This is a genomic window from Maricaulis sp. CAU 1757 (assembly GCF_054482675.1).
This window is the reverse complement of record NZ_JBTLRI010000002.1, coordinates 507,829-528,235: the sequence shown is the minus strand read 5'-3', so window position 1 is coordinate 528,235 and position 20,407 is coordinate 507,829. Positions and strand designations below refer to the sequence as shown.

At 62.5% G+C, this 20,407-nt stretch carries 16 protein-coding genes; 12 read left to right on the top strand and 4 right to left on the bottom strand.

Going from position 1 to position 20,407, the window contains the following annotated elements:
• The 9 genes from ACXYMR_RS08775 to dnaE all read left to right on the top strand — a co-directional run bounded on the left by ACXYMR_RS08775 (position 1) and on the right by dnaE (position 12,073).
• The gene (locus ACXYMR_RS08775; protein WP_458942476.1) at positions 1-780 is read left to right on the top strand and encodes a type III pantothenate kinase; all 780 of its coding nucleotides are present in this window, start codon (positions 1-3) and stop codon (positions 778-780) included.
• A 47-nt stretch (positions 781-827) separates the two neighbouring features.
• A complete protein-coding gene (locus tag ACXYMR_RS08770) occupies positions 828-2,444 on the top strand; it encodes a ribonuclease J (protein ID WP_458942475.1) in 1,617 nt (538 codons plus the stop codon).
• A 50-nt stretch (positions 2,445-2,494) separates the two neighbouring features.
• The gene (gene mce / locus ACXYMR_RS08765; protein WP_458942474.1) at positions 2,495-2,914 is read left to right on the top strand and encodes a methylmalonyl-CoA epimerase; all 420 of its coding nucleotides are present in this window, start codon (positions 2,495-2,497) and stop codon (positions 2,912-2,914) included.
• Entirely contained in the window at positions 2,911-3,252 is a 342-nt protein-coding gene (locus ACXYMR_RS08760) for a DUF1467 family protein (protein ID WP_458942473.1), read from the top strand. The genes mce and ACXYMR_RS08760 overlap by 4 nt, the downstream gene beginning before the upstream one ends.
• Before the next feature lie 96 nt (positions 3,253-3,348).
• Positions 3,349-4,155 carry a protein NO VEIN domain-containing protein gene (locus tag ACXYMR_RS08755; protein WP_458942472.1) on the top strand — a complete coding sequence of 269 codons (807 nt, stop codon included), beginning with the start codon at positions 3,349-3,351 and terminating at the stop codon, positions 4,153-4,155.
• 69 nt (positions 4,156-4,224) lie between these two features.
• The gene (proS, locus tag ACXYMR_RS08750) at positions 4,225-5,559 is read left to right on the top strand and encodes a proline--tRNA ligase (protein WP_458942471.1); all 1,335 of its coding nucleotides are present in this window, start codon (positions 4,225-4,227) and stop codon (positions 5,557-5,559) included.
• Positions 5,510-6,868: a lipoprotein-releasing ABC transporter permease subunit gene (locus tag ACXYMR_RS08745; protein WP_458942470.1), complete on the top strand. Its 1,359-nt coding sequence runs from the start codon at positions 5,510-5,512 to the stop codon at positions 6,866-6,868. Before proS ends, ACXYMR_RS08745 begins: the two co-directional genes overlap by 50 nt.
• Positions 6,861-7,559, top strand: coding sequence for an ABC transporter ATP-binding protein (locus ACXYMR_RS08740; protein ID WP_458942469.1), 699 nt, complete (start codon positions 6,861-6,863; stop codon positions 7,557-7,559). The genes ACXYMR_RS08745 and ACXYMR_RS08740 overlap by 8 nt, the downstream gene beginning before the upstream one ends.
• Before the next feature lie 1,070 nt (positions 7,560-8,629).
• Positions 8,630-12,073 carry a DNA polymerase III subunit alpha gene (gene dnaE / locus ACXYMR_RS08735; protein WP_458942468.1) on the top strand — a complete coding sequence of 1,148 codons (3,444 nt, stop codon included), beginning with the start codon at positions 8,630-8,632 and terminating at the stop codon, positions 12,071-12,073.
• 245 nt (positions 12,074-12,318) lie between these two features.
• Here the strand turns inward: dnaE and ACXYMR_RS08730 are convergent, their stop codons facing one another.
• The 4 genes from ACXYMR_RS08730 to ACXYMR_RS08715 all read right to left on the bottom strand — a co-directional run bounded on the left by ACXYMR_RS08730 (position 12,319) and on the right by ACXYMR_RS08715 (position 16,337).
• Entirely contained in the window at positions 12,319-13,083 is a 765-nt protein-coding gene (locus tag ACXYMR_RS08730; RefSeq protein ID WP_458942467.1) for a hypothetical protein, read from the bottom strand.
• Between the two features lie 2 nt (positions 13,084-13,085).
• A complete protein-coding gene (locus ACXYMR_RS08725) occupies positions 13,086-13,550 on the bottom strand; it encodes an HNH endonuclease (RefSeq protein ID WP_458942466.1) in 465 nt (154 codons plus the stop codon).
• A gap of 882 nt (positions 13,551-14,432) precedes the next feature.
• Positions 14,433-15,521: a CRISPR-associated endonuclease Cas1 gene (gene cas1, locus ACXYMR_RS08720; RefSeq protein ID WP_458942465.1), complete on the bottom strand. Its 1,089-nt coding sequence runs from the start codon at positions 15,519-15,521 to the stop codon at positions 14,433-14,435.
• Positions 15,522-15,557: 36 nt separating this feature from the next.
• On the bottom strand, positions 15,558-16,337 hold the full coding sequence (locus tag ACXYMR_RS08715; protein ID WP_458942464.1) for a hypothetical protein: 780 nt from the start codon (positions 16,335-16,337) through the stop codon (positions 15,558-15,560).
• A gap of 293 nt (positions 16,338-16,630) precedes the next feature.
• On the opposite strand from ACXYMR_RS08715, the gene ACXYMR_RS08710 reads away from it, so the two are divergent.
• Genes ACXYMR_RS08710 through ACXYMR_RS08700 form a run of 3 tightly spaced genes read left to right on the top strand, consistent with a single transcriptional unit; the run spans position 16,631 to position 20,404 of the window.
• A complete protein-coding gene (locus ACXYMR_RS08710) occupies positions 16,631-17,206 on the top strand; it encodes a hypothetical protein (RefSeq protein ID WP_458942463.1) in 576 nt (191 codons plus the stop codon).
• 13 nt (positions 17,207-17,219) lie between these two features.
• A complete protein-coding gene (locus ACXYMR_RS08705; protein WP_458942462.1) occupies positions 17,220-17,594 on the top strand; it encodes a hypothetical protein in 375 nt (124 codons plus the stop codon).
• Positions 17,591-20,404 (top strand): hypothetical protein, encoded by a 2,814-nt coding sequence (locus tag ACXYMR_RS08700; protein ID WP_458942461.1) that lies wholly within the window; start codon positions 17,591-17,593, stop codon positions 20,402-20,404. The genes ACXYMR_RS08705 and ACXYMR_RS08700 overlap by 4 nt, the downstream gene beginning before the upstream one ends.
• Positions 20,405-20,407 lie beyond the last annotated feature (3 nt).

Here is a 20,407-nt window from a genome sequence, read left to right as displayed (position 1 = left end):
ATGCTCCTCGCGATCGATTGCGGCAACACCAATACGCTGTTCGCCATCCATGACGGCTCCGACTGGGTGGCCCAGTGGCGATCCGGCACGGACTCGACGCGCACCGCCGACGAGCACGCGGTGTGGCTGTCCCAGCTGATGGCGCTCAACGGGTTCAGCTTTTCCGACATAGAAGCCTGCGTGATCTCCACCGTGGTGCCGCAGGCCCTGTTCAATCTGCGCAACCTGTCGCGACGCTACTGCAATGCCGAGCCGGTCATCGTCGGGGAGCCCGGCGTCAAGCTGGGTATCGAGGTCCGCCTCGACCGGCCGCAAGATGCCGGCGCCGACCGCCTGGTCAACGCGCTGGGAGCGCGGGCGAAGTATGACGGGGCGCTGATCATCATCGACAGCGGCACGGCGACGACATTCGACGTCATCGCTGCCGACGGGGCCTTCGAAGGCGGTATCATCGCGCCGGGGATCAATCTGTCGATGCAGGCGTTACACTTGGCAGCCGCAAAACTGCCGCGCGTCGCCATCGCGAAACCGGCCCGGGTAATGGGCAAGGACACGGTCTCGGCCATGCAGTCCGGCGTGTTCTGGGGCTATATCGACCTGATTGACGGGCTGGTGGAGCGGCTCCGGAGAGAGTACGCCCAGCCCATGACGGTGATCGCGACCGGCGGCGTGGTGTCCCTGTTCCAGGGCGCGTCGCAAACGATCGAGCATTACGACCCGGATCTGACCATCCGGGGCCTTCACGAAGTCTGGAAACTCAACGGCGGTACCTCTTCTTGACCGACAGCGCTTATTTTCTCCCGCTCGGCGGGTCTGACGAAATCGGAATGAACCTCAACCTCTACGGCTACGGCCCGGAGGAGGACCGCAAGTGGATCATCGTTGACTGCGGCGTCACCTTCGGTGACCTGTCGACGCCGGGCGTCGATCTGATCATGCCCGATCCCAGCTTCATCGAGGAACGCCGTGACGACCTTCTCGGCATGGTGCTGACGCACGCTCACGAAGACCATATGGGTGCCGTGGCGCATTTGTGGCGCCGCCTGCGCTGCCCGATCTGGGCCACCCCGTTCACGGCCTGGCTGGTGCGCGACCGGCTGCGTGAATTCGGTCTGCTGGACGAGGTCGAGCTGCACGAGATCGCCCTCGACAGCCGTTTCAACCTCGGCCCGTTCGATATCCAGCTGGTCACCCTGACCCACTCCATCCCGGAGCCCAACGGCCTCGCCATTCGCACCCCGGCCGGGATGGTGCTGCACACCGGAGACTGGAAGATCGATGCCGACCCGCTGATCGGTGAGCAGACCGATGTCAGCGCCCTGACCAAGCTGGGCGATGAGGGCGTGCTGGCCATGGTGTGTGACAGCACCAATGTGTTTTCCAAGGGCGAGGCGGGTTCCGAAGGCGATGTCCGCGAGGAATTGATCAAGACGGTCGGCGAGCAGACCGGGCGGGTCGCCATTGCGGCCTTCGCGTCAAACGTGGCGCGCCTGCAGTCCGCCGTCGAGGCGGCCGAGGCCAATGGTCGCCGCGTCTGCCTGGTCGGCCGCTCGATGCACCGCATGACCGCCGCCGCCAAGTCGGTCGGCCTGCTGCAGCACCTCAAGCCCTTTGTCGAGGAGGAGGAGGCCAAGTCCTTCCCCAAGGACAAGATCCTCTACCTGTGCACCGGTTCCCAGGGTGAGCCGCGCGCCGCACTGTCGCGTATCGCCGAGGGCAATCACCGCAATGTCAGCCTGTCGACCGGCGATACGGTGATCTTCTCCAGCCGGGTCATCCCGGGCAATGACATCGGCATCTTCGCGCTGCAGAACACGTTGGCCGAGCGTGGCGTCAACATCATCACCGAGCGTGACCGGCCGATCCACGTGTCCGGCCATCCGTGCCGCGACGAGCTGGCGCAGATGTATGCCTGGGCCAAGCCGAAAGTGGCGATCCCGGTTCACGGCGAGCGCCGCCACCTGATCGAACACGCCGAGTTTGCGCTCGAGCTGCAGGTGCCGCAGGCAGTCACGGTGCGCAATGGCGACCTGGTCGAGCTGCGGTCCGACGGCACGGCAGCCATCGTGGACGAGGTCAAGGCGGGGCGCTGGCATCTGGACGGCAATTTCCTGACCGAGGATGACGCCTTCTCGATGCGCGAGCGCCGCAAGCTGGCCCAGTCCGGCATGATCGTGGTCTCGATCGCGGTCGACGAAGCCGGTGAGCTGGTCGGCGGACCGGACGTGCGCGGGCAGGGCATCGCCATCGACCCGGACGGATCGCAGGAAAGCTTCTACGACACGCTGGCCGACGAGACCGAGCGGACCTTTGAGCGGCTCCCCAAGCGGACCCGGCGCGACAGCGACCAGGCCGAGGAAGAGCTGCGCCGCGCGGTGCGTCGGCAGGCCAACCGGATGTGGGGCAAGAAGCCCTGGGTGGAAGTGATCATCGTCGAGGTCTGATCCGGCCCGGCAAGCGTATCAGGACAAGCATCAAGAACGGGGAGAGCGCGATGAAGATCGGACGATTGAACCATGTCGGTGTGGCCGTGCCGGATATCGAGGCGGCCAAGAAAACCTATGCCGAGCTCTATGGTGCCGACGATGCGACCGAGACGAGGGACTTCCCGCATCTCGGCGTACGCGTGGCCTTCGTCAAGCTGGACAATTCGGAGATCGAACTGCTTGAACCGCTCGGCGATGACAGCCCGGTGCACAAATTCCTCGAGCGCAATCCGAAGGGTGGCCAGCACCATCTGTGCTTCGAAGTGCCCGACATCATCGCGGCCCGTGACACCATGCGCGAGCGTGGCGCCACGGTTCTTGGCACAGGCGAGCCCTATGTCGGCGCACATGGCGTGCCGGTGATCTTCATTCACCCCAAGAATTCCAACGGCCAGCTGATCGAACTTATGCAGGAGCCCGGCGCGTGAAACGCGCGCTTTTCCTCGCCCCGGTCATCCTGACCGGCCTGCTGTGGCTGAGCGGCTTCTTCATCCGCGACGGCGGCGTGGGCGTGGTCAATGGCATCGTGGTATACCTGATCATGTGGTGGCTGGTCCTGTTCATGATGCTGCCGATCGGTGTGACCTCGCAGCACGAGGACGGGGAGATCGTCGCCGGGTCGGAACCCGGCGCCCCGACGCATCACGGGCTGGGCCGCAAGGCCTGGTGGACCACGGTCGCCACCTCGATCCTGTGGCTGATCTATTTCGCGGTCACCGAAAGCGGCGTGGTAGGCCGATGGATGCCGACCGGCGGCGGGTGGTAGCGTCCCAAGACCCTAATTTCGCTTGCTGATCACGGTCTGATCGCTTTACCTGGCGTCATGGATGGAGACGATAGGTTAGGCACGAACTGGTCGCCGATGGAGGTTGCCGCGATCGTGGCTGCCTATCTCGACCTGCTGGTCGACGATCTGGCCGGACGCGCGACCAATAAGGCAGCTCTCAACCGGCAGCTTCAGCAACAGACCGGCCGGTCCCGCGGGTCCATCGAATTCAAGATGTGCAATATCAGCGCGGTCATGGACGAGCTTGGGCTACCCTGGGTTCGCGGATACGCGCCAAGGCGGAATTTCCAGCACCTTCTGACGGACGCCGTGCGGGAGCTCCTGCCCGCCCGCATGCATTCTCTTTTGGCCCCGGCATCCCGGGGAGGGACCCGAGAGCCGTCAGACCTGTTCGTCGGCCAGCCGCCGGCGCGATCCATCCGGCCAACACCAGAGCACGTCCAGCGTCTAGTTCGCAAATTCGATCCGGTCGTCCGGGATTTCCGCAATCGCCAGATTGGCGAGGAAGGAGAGGCTCTGGTGTATCGGCGTGAGAAGGACTGGCTCCGGCAACAGGGCAGGGCGGACCTGGCCCGCAAGGTGGTCTGGACAGCCAAGGAGGTCGGGGATGGCGCGGGCTACGACATCGCGTCCTTCGAGCCCGACGGACGGGAGCGTCTGATCGAGGTCAAAACCACGCCCGGCAGCGAGCGCACACCGTTCTACATCACCGAGAATGAGCTGGCGGTTTCAGAGGATCGTAGCGACGTATTCTGTCTCATGCGTGTCTACGATATTCACCGTGCACCGCGCGCCTTCGAATTGCGGCCTCCGCTGGCATCAGCGGTGACCCTGGCACCGAGCGTCTACAAGGCGCGGTTCACCCAGAGACCGGCCAACTGACGCCCGCCTTGTAATGACGGGCCAACCCGGTCTAATGGGTCAGACCCATTCTCAGACCGGATTCCCCTCATGCGCCTGTCCCGATTTTTCCTGCCCGTGCTGAAGGAAACACCGTCCGACGCCCAGATCGTGTCGCACCAGCTGATGCTGCGCGCCGGCATGATCCGCCAGCAGGCCGCCGGCATCTATTCCTGGCTGCCGCTCGGCCACAAGGTGCTCAAGAAGATCGAACAGGTGGTGCGCGAGGAGCAGGACCGGGCCGGTGCCGTGGAAATGCTGATGCCGACCATCCAGTCGGCCGATTTGTGGCGCGAGAGCGGGCGCTATGATGACTACGGTCCGGAAATGCTGCGCATCATCGACCGGCATGGCCGCGACATGCTGTACGGGCCGACCAATGAGGAGATGATCACCGAGATATTCCGGGGATCGTGCCGCTCCTACAAGGACCTGCCCAAGCTGCTCTACCACATCCAGTGGAAGTTCCGCGACGAGATCCGGCCGCGCTTCGGGGTCATGCGCGGGCGCGAATTCCTGATGAAGGATACCTATTCCTTCGATCTCGACGAGGAGGGCGCGCGCAAGTCCTACAACCGCATGTTCGTGGCGTATCTCAACACTTTCGCCCGCCTGGGCCTCAAGGCCGTGCCGATGAAGGCGGATACCGGACCCATCGGTGGCGATCTGAGCCATGAATTCATCGTCCTGGCCGAGACCGGCGAGAGCGAGGTGTTCTGCCATGCCGACCTGGTCGACATGCCGGCCCCGGGCAGCGATGTCGATTTCGAGGGCGATCTGCAGCCCCTGGTCGACCAGCGCACGGCGCTCTATGCGGCAACCGACGAAATGCACGTGGCCGAGGACTTCGCCGCCGTGCCGGCCGATCGCCAGCTCTCGGCGCGCGGCATCGAGGTCGGCCATATCTTCTATTTCGGCACCAAGTATTCCGAGCCGATGAAGGCCAGTGTGCAACATCCCGATGGCCAGAACCGTCCGGTCCACATGGGCTCCTACGGGGTCGGCGTGTCGCGCCTGCTGGGCGCCATCATCGAGGCGCATCACGATGAAAAGGGCGTGATCTGGCCGGAGAGCGTGGCGCCGTTCGGGGTCGGCATTCTCAACCTGCGTGTTGGTGACGAGGCCTCCGACGCGGCCTGCGAGAGCGCCTATGCCAAGCTGTCGGCGCTGGGCCTTGACCCGCTCTATGACGACACCTCGGAACGCCCGGGCGGCAAGTTTGCCACCGCCGACCTGATCGGATTGCCCTACCAGCTGGTCATCGGCCCGCGCGGGCTGAAGTCCGGCACGGTCGAGCTCAAGGTGCGGGCGACCGGCGAAACCGAGGAGATGTCGCTTGACGCGGCCATCAACCGGCTGGCGGCGGGGTCGGCGGCCGATGCGTGAGGGCCCGGAGAAAGCGCCGGGTGCCATGCCGTTCAGCCCGTTCGAGTTCCAGATCGCGTTCCGCTATCTGAAGGCCAAGCGCAGGCATGGCGGCGTGGCCCTGATCGCCATCATTTCCTTTGCCGGTATCGCTCTGGCCGTGACCGGCCTGATCGCGGTCATGTCGATCATGAACGGTTTCCGCACCGAATTGTTCAGCCAGCTTCTCGGCTTTCAGCCACATGTATATGTCGATACACGCGAAATGCCGGTTGACGAAGTGGATCGGCTGATCGGCGAGATCGAAGCCTTGCCCGGCGTGAGGAGCGCTGATCCGGTGGTCCAGGCTCAGGCGATGGTGACCTCGGAACGCTATGAGACGTTCATCCAGGTTCTTGCCGTGCGGCCGGCGGATCTGGCCCGCATGGATGTCATTGCCTCGGGCGGTAAGCCGGGCAGCCTGACCGGCCTGGTCGAGGGCGATCTGTCCGAGTTCGGGGAGGGCCGCAATGGCGGCGATGTGATCGTGCTGGGCAGCGGGGTGGCCCGACAACTCGGCGTTACCGTGGGCGACCGCGTGACCTTTACCTCCAGTCGCGCCGCGTCCAGCGTGTTCGGGGCGCGCCCGCAACAGAAAGCCTATTATGTCGGCGCCATCCTGGCCGCCGGTGTCTCGACCATTGATGACAGCCTCGCCTTCATGCCGCTGCAGCAGGGCCAGCTCTTCTTTGTCCGGCAGGACGCTTACGACGTCATCCATATCCGCCTCGACGATGCCGACACGGCGCCGGAGTATGTGGCCCCGATCCAGGCGATCACCGGACCATTGAGTGCGGTCTATGACTACACCCGGCTCGACCCGGCGTTTTTCCGCGCCCTGCAGTTCGAGCGCACGGCGATGCGGCTGATCCTTGCCATCGTGGTGGCGATTGCCGCCATGAACATCATTTCCGGCCTCGTCATGCTGGTGAAGAACAAGGGCCGCGACATCGCCATCCTGCGGACGATGGGCGCCACGCAGGGAGCGGTGCTGCGCATCTTCCTCATTGTCGGCGCCTCGATCGGCATGCTGGGCACGCTGGCCGGCATCCTGCTGGGCCTGCTCTTCGTGCTCAATATCGGGCCGATCCAGGATTTCATCACGGTGCTGACCGGAACCCCGGTCTGGGATCCGAGCGTCTACTATCTCTATCGCATCCCCGCCGAGCTGGACTGGGGCGAGGTGGTCTTCATCTCGATCTTCGGTCTGGCGGTGTCGCTTCTGGTCACCCTGCCGCCGGCCTGGCGCGCGGCCCGGCTCGATCCGGTGGAGGCGCTGCGTTATGAGTGATCCGGTCCTGAGCCTGCGCGGCCTGGAGCGCACCTATGTCACCGAGGCGGGCGAACTTCCGGTGCTGCGCGGCGTCGATCTCGACCTGCAGCCCGGCGAGATCGTCGGCCTGGTGGGACCGTCCGGGTCTGGCAAGTCGTCACTGCTGCACGCCGCGGGACTGCTCGAGCGCCCGGATGCCGGCGAAGTGGTGATCGCCGGTCAGGCGACGCGCGCGCTCAATGACAGCCAGCGAACCGCCATCCGCCGTCGCGATATCGGCTTCGTCTACCAGTTCCACCATCTGCTGCCGGAATTCGACGCCCGGGAGAACATCGTTCTGCCACAGCTGATTGCCGGGCGGCCGCGGTCCGAAGCGGTGACCCGGGCCGACGCGCTGCTGGCCCGGCTGGGCCTGGCCGAGCGCCGCGACCACCAGCCGTCGCAATTGTCCGGTGGCGAGCAGCAGCGCGTCGCCATCGCCCGGGCCCTGGCCAACCGGCCGCGTGTCCTGCTGGCCGACGAACCGACGGGCAATCTCGATCCGGACACGTCCAGCCAGGTTTTCGCGGCCTTCCGGGACGCCGTGAAGGAGCAGGGCGCCGCCGCCCTGGTGGCGACCCATAATCACGAGCTGGCCGCCCGCATGGACCGCGTGGTCACCTTCGACCACGGCCATCTGACCGCTTATGTGGCACCGGTGCCGGTGTGAGGCGGCAGCAAGCCTGAACCGCATTTTCCCCGAGCGGAACGAAAGCGGAACGATTTCGCTTGACCCGACTTGCGGCCCGCTCTAGAACAAACCCGGAACAAATATTCGGGGGACAGCATATGCGACGGATTCTGCAGGACGTATCGGCGGCCACGGCCATTCTCGGTTTCACCTGGATGGTGACCATGTGGGGCTCGGTTCTCGGCGCGATGTGAGGGGCTGAGGCAGGAACGGCATTCGACGCTCGGGCCGGGCAGGCCGGGTGTGTTGTCCCAGGTCGTTTGGCGCGCGAGAGGCCACCTTGAACGGTGAGCTGGCTAAGGCAGGCTGACCACTCAGCCATTCAGCGCTCAGCCCGTAGATCTGCGGCGCGGTCGCCCCGGATCTGAAAGAGTTTGCCTGAAGCTTGATTGTCGAATGGGCGCCCTCGGCGGCTCATCCCACCATTCATCTCTTGCCGGGACGTCGCCTCAGAGGGTTCAAGCTGTCAAGGCGCATGCCCGCTTCGCGGCGCCGGAGGCGGCCTTGACAGCTTGAACCCTCTGAGGCCCGCTGGCCGACAAGAGATCAATGGTTCTCTCTCGCGCGCGGCGCAATACTTTCGAGGCAAAATGGGCTGGGCCGGGAGCCGGCTCAGGCCGGTCTGGTCGATCTTCCAGCATGGTAGCAGGAAAAGCCTCATGCGGGTGCGCCGGCGCCGATGGACTGCAGACCTAGCGGACCAGGCGCCCCGGGAGAGCGGCGTTGAACGGATTGCTGATCGAGACCCGAGCACGCCGGTGCATCTTGCAGGGCTCCTCGGCGGGCATGGTCCGTTGGCGCAAGAATGGGCTGGCTTGGTTCGTGGACCGATCGCCCTGACCTTATTGCCCTGGGCGTTTCGCCCTCGGCCCCGGTGCCTGACCTAAAACCGTCAGCGCCGGGCCTGGGCTGGGTCCGCCTGTGGAACATTCAGCTCTGCGTGCATCTCGGCGCTGGCTGGGTGGCGCTCGCTGACCTAAGCTGGGTGCGGCTTGAGTGCGGTGCGGTGCGGCGGGTGTCGTGGGCCGCCCGGGTGGAGGTTTTCAGTCATGGCGGCCAGTCATCCCTTCGTGCACTTGCGGGTCCGCTCGCCCTATTCCGTGCTGGAAGGCGCGATCCGTATTCCGCAGATGGCCGAGGCCTGCAAGCGCCACTCCATGCCTGCCATGGCCCTGACGGACACCAATAACCTGTTCGGGGCGCTGGAGTTTTCCGAGAAGCTCGCCGATGCCGGCGTGCAGCCGATTGTCGGCGTGACGCTGGCGGTGCGGGTCAATGATCCGCATCCCGGCGAGCGCGCCGCTCCGGACGGCATGCTGGCGCTGCTGGCCCAGAACGAGACCGGCTACCGGAATCTGATGGCGCTTTCGAGCGCGGCCTATCTCGAGGTCGACGGCAGTGAGGAGCCGCAGGTTTCGCTGGCCATGGTGCTGCAGCACGCCGAGGGTCTGATCGGCCTGACCGGCGGCCCGGACGGCGTCATCAACCGGCAGGTTGTGGGCGGGCGGCAGCCGGAGGCGGCGGCCTGTCTGGACGCTCTGCAGCAGGCGTTTGGCGACAGGCTCTACGTCGAGCTGCAGCGCCACGGCCTGCCGCGCGAGCTCGAGGCGGAAGGCTGGCTGGTCGAACAGGCCTATGCGCGCGAACTGCCCCTGGTGGCGACCAATGAGGCGTATTTCCCGGAGCCGTCCATGCACAAGGCGCATGACGCGCTCTTGTGTATTTCCGAGGCGTCCTTTGTCTCCGTGAAGGACCGGCGCCGGGTGACCGCGTGGCATGATCTGGCAGCGCCGGAGGAAATGTACCGCCGCTTCCAGGACCTGCCTGAAGCCCTGGCAAACACGCTGGAAATCGCCCGCCGTTGTGCCTTCCGCGTGCGCACCCACAAGCCGATCCTGCCCAGTTTCCCGACCGTGGGCGGGCGCGACGAGGCCGAGGAACTGACCGCGCGGGCCCATGAAGGACTGACCGAGAGACTGGCCTCCGGACCGCTGGCGGCGACGGAAGAGGAATATCGCGAGCGGCTCGATTTCGAGCTCGACGTGATCCGGCAGATGGGGTTTCCCGGCTATTTCCTGATCGTCTCGGACTTCATCCAGTGGGCCAAGAACCATGACATCCCGGTCGGCCCGGGCCGCGGCTCGGGCGCCGGTTCGCTGGTCGCCTATGCGCTGACCATCACCGATCTCGACCCGCTGCGCTTTGGCTTGCTGTTCGAGCGTTTCCTCAATCCGGAACGCGTGTCGATGCCCGACTTCGACGTCGACTTCTGCCAGGAGCGGCGCGGCGAGGTGATCCGCTACGTGCAGGAACGCTATGGCCATGACCGGGTGGCCCAGATCATCACTTTCGGAACCCTGCAGGCGCGCGCCGTGGTGCGCGATACCGGGCGGGTGCTGCAATTGCCGCTCGGCCTGGTCGACAAGCTGGCCAAGCTGGTGCCGGCCAATCCGGCCAATCCGGTGACCCTGGCCGAAGCCCTGAAGATCGAGCCCAAGCTCCAGGAAATGCGCCGCAATGACGACGCGGTCGACAGCCTGCTGACCGTGGCGCTGCAGCTGGAAGGCCTGTTCCGCAACGCCTCGACGCACGCCGCCGGTGTGGTCATCGGCGACCGCAAGCTGTCCGAACTGGTGCCGCTCTATCGCGACCCGCGCTCGGACATCCCGGCCACCCAGTTCAACATGAAATGGGTCGAGCCGGCGGGCCTGGTGAAGTTCGACTTCCTGGGACTCAAGACGCTGACGGTGATCGCCCGGGCCCTCGGCTACATCGCCTCGGCCGGCAAGGACGTACCGGACATCGAGGGCATCGATTTCGACGACCCGGCAACCTTCGAACTGCTGATGTCGGGTCATGCCATCGGCGTGTTCCAGCTGGAATCCTCCGGCATGCGCGACACGCTCAAGAAGATGAAGCCGGATGCGATCGAGGACCTGATCGCCCTGATCTCGCTGTACCGCCCGGGCCCGATGAAGAATATCGACGTCTATGTCGACCGCAAGTTCGGGCGCGCCGAGGTGGATTGCCTCCACCCGGACCTGGAAGGCGTGCTCAAGGAAACCTACGGCGTCATCATCTACCAGGAACAGGTGATGCAGATCGCCCAGATCCTGTCGGGCTATTCGCTCGGCGAGGCCGATTTGCTGCGCCGCGCCATGGGCAAGAAGAAGAAGGAGGAGATGGACAAGCAGAAGGTCCGCTTCCTCGAAGGCGCCGAGAAGAAGGGCGTTTCGCGCGAGAAAGCCTCCTACATCTTCGAACTGGTGGCCGAGTTCGCCGGCTACGGCTTCAACAAGTCGCATGCCGCCGCCTATGCCGCGATCGCCTACCGGACCGCCTATCTGAAGGCCAATTACCCGGTCGAGTTCATGGCCGCGCTGATGTCGCTGGACGCCGCCAATACCGACAAGCTGGCCGCCTTCTTCCAGGAGATCCGGCGCATGAAGATCGAGGTGCGGCCGCCGGACGTGAACGCCTCGGAGGCCGATTTCTCGGTCGAGGAGGGGACCATCCGCTTTGCCCTCGGGGCGATCCGCAATGTCGGCTTCGCCGCCATGGAGCACATCGTTGCCGAACGCGAGGCCAATGGCGCGTTCAAGGACCTGTACGACTTTGCCGAGCGCATCGATCCGCGGCAGGTCAACAAGCGCACGTTTGAAAACCTGGCCAGGGCCGGGGCCTTCGACAGCCTCGATCCGGACCGGGCGCGGGTGTTTGCCTCGGCGGAAACCCTGCTGTCCATGGCCCAGCATGCGGCCCAGCAGCGCGAGAGCGCCCAGGCCAGCCTGTTCGGCGGGGGCGGCGATGATGTTGCGCTGGAGCGACCGCGCCTGCCGGAGCCGGAAAGCTGGTCGGCGACCGACCGGCTCGACGCCGAACTGGCGGCCATCGGTTTCTACCTGTCCGGCCATCCGCTCGACGATCTGACCGAGCACCTGGCCGGGCGCGGGGTGGTGTTCTTTGCCGAGGCCCCGGCGCGCGTCGCCGACGGGGCCACGGCCCTGCGGCTCGCCGGCGTGGTGCGGCGGCGCCAGGAGCGGGTTTCCAACAAGTCCGGTGAACGTTTCGCCTGGACCACGCTGTCTGATCCGACCGGCGAGTTCGAGGTGTTCATCTCGCCGGACCTGCTGCGCGAGTATCGCGACATCCTCGATGCCGGCCAGGCCGTGCTGGTCAATTGCCGGGTCGACGAGCGCGACGAGCAGATCTCCTTCTTCGCCGACCGGCTGGAAGTGCTGAACACACGGGTGAGCGCCAGCAAGCTGCGCATCCGTTTGGACGAGGCGGCGGCGCTGACCGGCGTGCACAGCCGGCTCGAGCGCGCCAATGCCCGCTCCGATGCCAGTCATGATGCTGTCATCGACCTGTTCGTGCCGGTCGCCGATGGCAGCGAGGTGGAATTGCGCCTGCCCGGCCGGCACAGCGCCGACCCGGCCCTGCAGGCCGCCCTCAAGGGCGTGCGCGGCGTGGCGTCGGTGGAGACGGGCTGACCCTCCCCCGCACGCGGGGGAGCGATCCAAATGCCGGCGTGGACGGCAAGGCTGGGCCCACCTCCTCCCCGGGGAGGAGGTGCCCCGAAGGGGCGGAGGCGGGGGGAGGCACCGCCCTCTCCAGAGAGGGCCCGCCACAAGAATAACCTCTCCGGACAGACCTCGCCATTCCCCCTCTCCCTCGATCCCTCTCCCCAGGGAGAGGGGGGGTATAGATATATCCCGACTAAATGGCGACGTTGCAGTTAGCGCGTTGCGAACACTGTCTGAGCGCCTACCTGCCAAGCATTGATCCCTACCAATGCAGCGGCCCAATCTGCGTCGGAGCGAGGTCTTCCAGGAAGTGAATCAAGCAGCTCTTCCGCCATCGGGTTAATTCGTTGGATATTAAGCGCTTGCGAATGTAGGAGGTATCGTATTGGCTCAAGGCCTGAGACAGGTTGTTCAACCGCTTTTTTCAGAGCGTCAGATACTCGCAGCGACCTGATTTCCACAGGCTTAGAGCATACATGAACGTTGGCGCCATCGTACACAACTCGGTGCCGTCCCCCTTTGCCTTTGCTTCCCCGTTGTATCTCTGATGGTTTTATCAACACCGATTTTTCGGCGACTTTAGATTCCGCGAAGTAATTTGAGAATTCCTGCCAAGTGGCGAACTCAGGAGCGATATAAAAGACTTCTGCGCCTTCAAGCTCTTGTTTTTGCAGGTTCGCGAACTGATGGGAATCCACATCTACGAAGAATCGATAAAAGACGTCTGCGAGAGGTGCCGGGCGAACGGGGGACCGTTTAGTTGTGTGAAAGCGTGTTAACCGGTCTGATACTTTGAACTGGAGCAACAGCGATACACCGGGCCTATCAAAGGAAACATCAAAGCCGAGGACCTTCTCATGGAGAAGACTTGGAAGAAATGGCGTCACAGAACAACCTATCGCACTCAAGAGGTCCCCCACCTCACGAGTAATTGCGTGCCCATATGTAAATTCGCTTACGTTGGGAGTATAATGCATGGCTAACGCCCCTCCCGCTGTAGCGCTAAAAGCTGAGAAAGCTCGACTATTGATAGCCAAGGTCTCGCCAGGTGGATAATACGGTGGCAGTTGGCGCGTAGAAGCGCGAGGTCTGCTAATCGAGTGGTCTCTCCTGGCCGTAATTCCGATACGGGTTTCGTATGATGTACCTCGATGAAACCGCGACCGCGCTCCCCGTACGAATCCAGAAAGTCGAACCCGCAGGCGTCACAAGCTAGCGCACCGGTTGAACCTAGACGTTTTTCTTTAGCTCGTTGGATTAGCTTGCGGTTTCGCTCACGCTTGCGGTGAACAGCTGTAAGCACTCTCCCTTCCACAGCTTCTTGGAAGTCGTCTCCGACAGCCACATATGAATCTTCCAATGTGAGCTCACCAGAAGCAAATATCGCCCGTATTGCTCCAGCGACTTTCTGTAGCCGTGCAGGGTGGTAGAGAAATTCGTCCATAACTTCTTGATCCAACCGCGAGCCGCGCTTTAGCCCTGCGGTTGTTTCTCTAGGATCGACGGCCCGTAAGTTCCCCAACTTCATGAGAACCCCAGTCGGGTTGCGATAAATCGGGTCGGTCTTCGATCGGAGAGGTCTCTGGGCCCGAAGCAGATCAGAAAGTGCTATTAAATCTGGGTCTGATTTGCTCAGCGTGTAACCCCGACTCAGGTAGAGTTGTAATGCCAGGATGATTTCATCTCGCGCCCAATCGGGACGCCTCGCCGACGTACTGCTTCCCATTCAAAGCCTCCCTCCACACAACCCCAAATCGTCGAGGGCGAAAGTAAAGCCCTTGCATTAATGCTCGCAAAAAGTGTAACTTTCAACTGGTACGTCACTTGGGGGAGTGAATGCTGCGAGCACTTAAGCAAGTAGGCCGCTTTTTGGGGCTCATTGCCATCGCCTCGGGCATCGTGTTGGCAGGTTTTTTGGCTGTCGCTTTCTTGCTTCAACCGGGTTCGCCTTTAAACGATTTTGCTAATCGGTTGGGACCAGATGTTTGTGGTAGAGCGTCTACGATTAATTCTGCGAGGAATATCATCGCAAACATTTACAATCAGCAGGCGTGGACTTCGCATATTGAACCGTCAGATGTGCGACTTGAATTGGTTAGAGCGACAGCCATTGATAGGAGTATAGGGCGGGTTCAATGTAGCTCGCGAGCTATAGTTGGGGTTGCCAGTCATATAAACCCGTACGAATTTAATTTTGAGTACGACGTTTCTCAAAGCCGAGGTGCAAGAGGCGGCCGTATTGTTGAAGCAGAAATACGTCAATTTCACCTTCTAGAAATGGGTCGCGTTGCTCGACAAGGGCGAACTACCAATAAGGGCCTATCCCCTAACCGTTAGTTGCCACCATACGTCGCGCCAAATCATGTCCCAACCGACAGGTCCCGCGATTGTTAATTGGAAAGTCGCAAGCGGTTAGCTGACACTCATTGAGGGCCGCGAAAATGCCCCGCTCTGCTAGCGAACGGCCCGGCTCCATCAGATCAAAAACATATCCATCCCGCCCGCTAATCCCATCGCCATGCAGGATGCCTTTCGTAGGGTCATACCCGTCGGCAATCACCTGGATGCGCGTGCGGATTTCCAGCATCCCGTAGACGTAATTCAGCATCGCATTCACGGGGTGGGTGGCCCGCCGGTTGGTCGGGACCTTCTTCGCCCGCAACGCGGACCGCGATTTGAAGGTGAGCCAGTCCTCAGGGACCGGGTTTTTCTCCAAGTCTTTCCACAGGATCGGGATCGTGGGCCAGGCGGCGAAGTATGCTGACGCGGCCTTGCCCTCTAGGCCCAATAGCTCGCGGGCCGTTGCTGGTGGGGCCTGCTCAAGTTCGCTCAGGATCGTTTCAGCGGTCTTTGTCGCTCGATCCCTCCGAGCGGACTCCGGGAAAAACTCAGCGAGGTTTCGGAGCGTGCCTTCGAGCTTCTTGCGGATTAACGGAATGCCAAATTCGACGCGCGCCCGCTCATCCTTCCGCGTTGCAATCTGCCAAGCGACCTTATCAGGGTCCGCCGCATATCCTGTCTGACCCACGACGGAGATTACACGGCCGTCCCAGCGAAGGCGGATAAGCGGGATGTTTTGCTCTGCAAGCCAGTCGAGAGCCGCAAGCGTGATGTCGCCGCTCCCATCTAGCATGACGACGCGCGGTGGGTTTTCCAACTGGCCAGGGAATAGGCGGTGGATTTTAGCATCCTGGGGGTAGTGCGTGAGGCCGTCTCGAATGACGAGCGCGCCGCGATCAACCCGCATCGACATTCCATTTCCGGTGAGGATCAGCGGATGCGCTTGACGCTCGCGGCGCTTTCGCTTCGGAATGACGGCTTCGTACTCGGCTAGCCAAAAACGGCACCGCTCTGCCCATTCGTCGGTTTTAGCGGCGCTGGCGTCTTCGAGGTCGATCTGACGGCTGATGGTCATGCTGCACTCCCCTCTGATATAGGAGCTTAGCAGCTATCAAGGATTTGAGAATCCGCGACCCAAGAAAACAGCGCGGCAAGTTCTTTGTAGGTCGGCTCTTGTACGCTTGGTGGGCATTGCGGCAGCAGCGCTAGGACTAACTCGCTCAAACTCTGCGCGAAGCGCCCATAAATCAAATTGGCGGGTGGCTAACACAAGCCGTCGAGGTCCAACGATGTCGGACAGGAACAGAAAGGACTTCAACAAGCTCGGACCAAACGCGACGCTCTGACTGGCGATGGCGACAGGATCATAGTCCACGCCAATGCCGGAATTTACATGCACCGCTCGGAGCGCTCGGCAGACCCGGCTATGGGCTGTTTGGGCTGCTACGAAAGAGTGCCGATTAAGTGACGCAACTAACGAGTATTCGAATTCGCGATCAAAAAACGCCTGCGCCGCTTCCATAGCATCTTCTAACAATTCCAAGTCTTCCCACCGGCTCGTATTTGCTCCGAACGCTTCGCCAGCGGCGTCGATGAGCGCGAACACCTCATCTCGCTCGACGGGCTTACCGGTGTAATAGACGCGTTGAAGCTCCCAAAAGAGCTGCAACACCCCATTTAGGTTCAGCTCCTGAGCCCCATCAGGAAGGAGGCGGGAAGGCGGTTCCGCACTTAGCAAACCGTCGACACCGTCCTTTCGACGTCGGCCGCTCGCGGAAATTTGGCGCTCTCTCCGGTCGAGGCGCGAAAGCCAGGCGAGCCGTAAAATGTCCGGCGCGACATAATATCCGCTCGCGGCGAGATGAAAGAGCGCATCGTCTACCAGGCTCAAACGCCTCAGTAAGTGCCAAGTGACGCAAGCTCGCTCGAAGATATTGGTTGTGGTCCACCGCCTGGCGATACCTCGGCCGCGCCCCCGGCTGTATTTGACCAAAGGGGGCAGCAGCCCACGTTTTCGCCAATCCTTGAGCGTGCGAGTGGGGACGTCGCGGCCCGTGTTTGCCAAGGCGGTTGCTAGTTCGTCAGGCGTCATGGACGGCAGGAGGTTACAAAGGACATTACCGCCAGCAATAGCTCGAATTAGCAGCAAGTAGGACTCGGTCTCTCACACCGGAGACTGATTCCATGCCGCGTCAACGCGACTACAAAGCAGAATACCGCCGCCGCGTGGAGCGCGGCCGCAAGCGCGGCCTGAGCCCTTCACAGGCCCGTGGCCACCCGCGCCAGGGTGAGCCGTTAGCCTCCAATGTGGACCGGCTCCCTAAAAGCACACCGCGGATCGAGGCCGCCGTTCGCCTGATGCGCGGCGGTGTCGGTATCGGTGCGGCCGCCCGAGAGGCGGGCGTCTCCGAAAAGCGACTGCGGACTTTTATTCGCCTGCGAAACCTCGCCACCCGGCGCGGCCGGGTTTGGACCATCCACGACCCGCGCGTCCGGCGCGTGCCAGTCCAGACCGGTGGGCGCGTCCAGGAAATCTTTGTGGACGGCTTCAAACCCGCCTCCAAGGCCGGGCAAGCCTGGGACCGCCAGGGCCGGTTCACGAGCACCAATGACATCGACCTTCTGGCCGAACTCCACGGCCAGGGCGTCACCGATATTCACGGCCGCTTCTATCCCTTTGAGACCAATCCCAACGCGCTCCACCGCATCGCGGCCGTGGAGGAGATCGCGTTCCACGAAATTTATCGAATCGTCAGCTAGAGGAGACAAATCCATGACGACACCTACCCCTGCCGAAAAGCGCCGCGAGGCCGATTATCGGCGACTTGGCACACGAAACCCCATCTGCCTGACCTGCGGGTATTCCAGGCACCCGGCCGCAATGGAGTACTCGCATCTCGCGCCGCGCAAATTCCACGATGACGGGGGCGTCCAGTGTTCCAATTGCCATCGTGAAGTGAGCGATACGGAGAAGGATTTCTCCTACGCACCGGTGACCAACAACCCTCAGATGGAGACCATCGGCCGCTATCTCCTGGCGCTTGCCGAATGGCTGACGCGGATCGGGGTAACGCTTGCGGAGTTCGGCGAATGGTTGCTCGGCCAGGCGGAGCATGTCCGGCCTTATGAGCCGGAGGACGCGCAGTGACGGACGCTCCCAACAAGATTGCTTTGCGCGCCTACACAGAGAAGCCCAATGCCAAGCCCGTAGCCAAAGGGAGCGGCCGGCGGGGGCTTGATGAGCCGTCTCCCTATGTCGTCATCTTCGACACGGAGACGCGAACCGACGCCTCGCAAGGCCTGCGGCTTGGGTTCTATCAGATCCGCAAGGCGGGGGAGCTGGTGGAGGAAGGAGCGTTCTTCCCGCCCGGGACGCTGAGCGTTTCGGAGGAGGCTGAGCTGAGGGCCTATTGTGAGGCGAGAAGCCTTGCCCTGCGCTCGCTAGACGATTTCAACGAGGGTGTGCTTCTGACCTACGGGTATGACCACAATGCGACCATTGCCGGGTTTAACCTGCCTTTCGATATCTCACGGATCGCGATCAAGCACGGCTCGGCTCGGCGCGATATGCGGGGCGGGTTCTCTTTCGAGTTGGTCAAAAGCCGCAATCGTCCGCGCATCCAGGTCAAACACCTCTCTGCCCGTGCGAGCCTTATCCAGTTTTCCGCTCCGTGGCGGCAGGAGACGCCGCGCGGCATGCGCAAGCGTGGACTTCGCACACCTCGGCATGGCGGGTACTTCGTCGACCTCAAGACGCTGGCCGCTGCGCTGACCTCGCGCAGTCACTCGCTGGCGAGCTTGTGTGAGAGCTTGCAGACGAAGACCCGCAAGGCCGCCAGCGAGGAGCATGGTGGGCCGCTCACGACAAGCTATCTCGATTATGCCCGCGACGACGTGCAAGCGACCTGGGAATGCTACGCGGCTCTCGTGAAGGACTACGAGACCCATGACCTAAACACTCCGGCCCACCGCATCATCAGCGAGGCGAGCATCGGCAAGGCCTATCTGAAGGAGATGGGGATCAAGTCCCTGTTGGCCTGTCAGGACGTGCCGCGTGAACTGTTCGGGACCATAATGAGCACGTTCTATGGCGGCCGCGCCGAGGTGGGCATCCGAAGACAGCCGACCGAGGTCATCTATACCGACTTCAAGTCGATGTACCCGACCGTCAATGCGCTCATGGGGCTCTGGCGCTTCGTAATCGCGGAGGGCTTCACTTGGGCCGATGACACAGAGGGCACCCGTGCGTTCCTGTCACGCACCACCCGGCAGGATTTCCAAGACCGCGAGACCTGGCGTGCGCTGACCACGCTGGTGAAGGTCCGGCCCGACGAAGACCTCCTGCCGGTCCGCGCCAAATACGACCCCAGCCCAAACGGGACCAAGACCATCGGCCTTAACCACCTCAGCTATGACGGCGAGATCTGGTACACGCTGGCCGACGTGATGGCCGCCAAGGTTCTGACCGGCAAAGCGCCGGAAATTATTGAAGCGGTTTCCTTTAAGCCCGGCCCGGCGCAACAGGGCCTCAATTCGATAAATCTTTTCGGCAATACCGATTACGCGATAAACCCTGAAAAAGACGACGCCTTTAATCGCTTAATTGACCTGCGAGATGAGGCGAAAAAGGCAAAAGACCCCAATCAACTGGCCATTAAAATTCTGGCTAATTCGACCTCCTACGGAATTTATATCGAGATATTGCGCGATAATGCGCCAAAGCCTGAGGCAATAAACGTTTACGGCCCCGACGGGTTTGTTGGAGAGTTCGAAAGCACTGCACTGGAGGAGCCCGGTCGGTCTTTCCACCCGCTCCTGGGCACCCTGATTACCGGGGCAGCGCGGCTGATGCTGGCGCTCGCTGAGGCCGAGGCGAAGGCACAAGGCCTGGGCTGGGCGTTTTGTGATACGGACAGCCTTGCGATCGCGCGGCCGGAAGGATTGGAGCGAGACGCGTTCCGCGAGAGGGTCGGCCGGGTAGTGGAGTGGTTTGCGCCCCTCAATCCATATCGCAAACCCGGATCGATCCTTCAGATGGAGGATGTGAATTTTGCGACCGACGGGTCGGGCGAGCTTGAGCCGCTCTACGCCTTCGCGATCTCCGCCAAGCGTTACGCCCTCTTCAATCTGGACCCGGATGGTCGCCCGATCATCCGCAAGGCATCCGCGCACGGCCTAGGGCACCTCATGGCTCCATACGGCCCTGACACCCCCGCTCCTGACGTGCCTGACCCGGTCGTGCCCCTCGGAGAGATCGGGGTGAGCCGGTGGCAATACGATCTTTGGCACAACATCATCACCGCAGCCCTTGCCGGTCATCCGGAACGCGTCTCGCTCGACTACCACCCCGCTCTCCAGGCTCCTGCCGCGAGCCGCTTCGGTGCGACCAGCCCCGACCTCCTCAAGTGGATGGATCACTTCAATGAAGGGAAGCCCTATTGCGACCAGGTGCGGCCTTTCGGCTTCATGGTGAGCTTTACCGGCAAGCCGGTCACGAGCCTCGACATGCCGGAAGACCTGGGTGCCGATCCGAACAAGCGCGGGCGGCCGAAGAAAAGGAACACACCCAAGCCGATTGCGCCCTTTGAGCGCGATCCGGCGCTCGCGGCCTCACGGGCGATTGATCGCACTAGCGGTGAGCCGGTTCCGGTGGAAAGGATAAAGACCCACGCGGAGGCGCTTGCGCGGTATCATCTCAGCCCGGAGTGGAAGTTTGAGACTGCCAACTACTTTGACCAGGGCGAGACGCGACGGCGGCATGTGGTGGCGAACAGCGTGGAACTCATTGGAAAGGAGGCTAACAAGGTTGGGGAACTTGGCGAGCGGGCTGATCCGAACCCTAAGGCTTATTTGGGAATCGAATACCAGTACCCTCAGCCGCGCCAAACATCGGCTTTTCTTGTATCAGCCGACGCAAAAGCCTTAGGCTTGAAGGCTCTCGATCTTGAACTGCATTAATGA